The organism is Aeromonas sp. sia0103 (genome assembly GCF_963895295.1).
GTDB classification, from domain to species: Bacteria; Pseudomonadota; Gammaproteobacteria; order Enterobacterales; family Aeromonadaceae; genus Aeromonas; species Aeromonas encheleia.
Genome location: NZ_CAWQKG010000046.1, coordinates 1 through 255, shown reverse-complemented (window position 1 = coordinate 255; position 255 = coordinate 1). Strand labels below are relative to the sequence as shown.

The window sequence follows — 255 nt, the reverse complement described above, 5'->3', positions numbered from 1 at the left end:
CACACCATTGCCAACAGCCACAACCTGAGAGTAACCATCACCGCCAAAGGTCAGTGCAATGCCATTGATATGACTAACTCCGGCACCATCGGCACCAGGTACAAAGTCGAAGGTCCCCAGTTTGGTGGTACCTTCCGCCACGCTTTGCGCTGCCTCATCGGTAGCGCTCGGCATGTCGTCATCAAAGGTGATGGTCAGCGTACCCGTGGTGGTGCTGTTGTCCGCGTCCTTGACTGTGTAGGTCAATGCCGTCAC

1 protein-coding gene is annotated in these 255 nt (G+C 56.1%); it reads right to left on the bottom strand.

What is annotated here, in order from left to right:
- Positions 1–255 (bottom strand): hypothetical protein (locus AACW18_RS15880; RefSeq protein ID WP_218390096.1); only part of this gene is annotated, 255 nt, incomplete at both ends.